The following is a 1,318-nucleotide window of genomic DNA, read 5'->3' as shown; positions in this document are numbered from 1 at the left end:
CCGTTGCCCACAATATTGACCCGTCCGGAAATAAGGCTACATAATTTTAATAATTATGTACAAAAATGACAAAGTAATTAGACGCTACAGCGAATCGTTTAAATTGAAAATTTTAGACGAACTTACCACTGGAAAACTCAACAAGAACCAATTAGGCAAACTCTACGGAATAAACCCTACAACCATTAACGAATGGATCAGGAAATACGAACGAAAAGACCTAATGAATACCAGAATTAAAGTGGAAACAAAAGACGAAATAACACGTATTAAAGAGCTTCAAAAAGAGATTGAACAGCTTAAAAAACTATTGCTCAAGAAAGACCTTGATGCTATGGTTGAAGAATCTTATCTGGAAGTAGCTGCTGAGAAATTAGGCTATAAGAGTGTCACTGAACTCAAAAAAAAACTAAATACCAAGCCTTAATCAAAGCTAAAATCAAGAGTAATGGATTTGCTTCGCTCACTACTATTTGTGCTTATTTTGGTTTAAAAAGAGATGCTTACTATAAGTTTAAAACCAGAGAACAAAAACGTTTGGAAATAGAAAGCCAAATCATTCAAATTATCAAGAAGCGACGCAAATCCTTGCCAAGAGAAGGTGTTCGGAAAATGATAAAGTCATTAAACGCTGAGTTTGATAAAGCCAATATTAAAGTTGGAAGAGATACCCTGTTCAATGTGCTTAGAGCTAATAATATGCTCACCTTACGCAAAAAACATAGTGCTAGAACAACGAATTCTTTACACAGGTTCCGTAAGTACAAAAACATTGCTAAAAATGTCATTGTAACAAGACCTAACCAGGTTTGGGTTAGTGATATAACCTACATCAGAACCTTAAAAGGCTTTTGCTATCTGGCTCTCATAACAGATGCTTACTCAAGGAAAATTGTTGGTTACGACCTAAGTGATAGCTTGGAACTAAGTGGCTGTGTAAGGGCATTAAATAAAGCTTTATATCAAGCAAAGAACATAGATGGACTCATCCACCATTCGGACAGAGGCATACAATATTGCAGCAATGTATACACCCTGATACTTAAAAGAAAACACATCGACATTAGTATGACTGAAGAAAATCATTGCTACGAAAATGCGCTAGCAGAGCGTGTAAACGGGATTTTAAAAGACGAGTTTTATCTCGATCAAACCTTTATGAATACAGCTCACGCTAAGAGGGCTACAAAAAATGCAATTAAATTATACAACGAAGTAAGATTACACTTATCTTTAGATTTTAAAACACCAAATATGGTATACAAATTAACTGCTTAAATTCATGTTTAACCTGTAGCCATATTTCAGGACGAGACAT

The 1,318-nt window shown here is 34.8% G+C and carries 2 protein-coding genes; both read left to right on the top strand.

Annotated features, from left to right (window positions below):
* Positions 1-55 precede the first annotated feature (55 nt).
* Positions 56-427 carry a transposase gene (locus ICJ85_RS16080; protein ID WP_188224817.1) on the top strand — a complete coding sequence of 124 codons (372 nt, stop codon included), beginning with the start codon at positions 56-58 and terminating at the stop codon, positions 425-427.
* A complete protein-coding gene (locus ICJ85_RS16075) occupies positions 427-1,278 on the top strand; it encodes an IS3 family transposase (protein WP_317173100.1) in 852 nt (283 codons plus the stop codon). The genes ICJ85_RS16080 and ICJ85_RS16075 overlap by 1 nt, the downstream gene beginning before the upstream one ends.
* Positions 1,279-1,318: the final 40 nt, after the last annotated feature.

It is taken from the genome of Aestuariibaculum marinum (assembly GCF_014596975.1).
Lineage (GTDB): Bacteria > Bacteroidota > Bacteroidia > Flavobacteriales > Flavobacteriaceae > Aestuariibaculum > Aestuariibaculum marinum.
This window is presented reverse-complemented; position numbering and strand designations above follow the sequence as displayed.

Coding starts and splice junctions, on each gene's coding strand:
- ICJ85_RS16080 (WP_188224817.1), top strand. CDS start 56: ATGTACAAAAATGACAAAGTAATTAGACGCTACAGCGAATCGTTTAAA.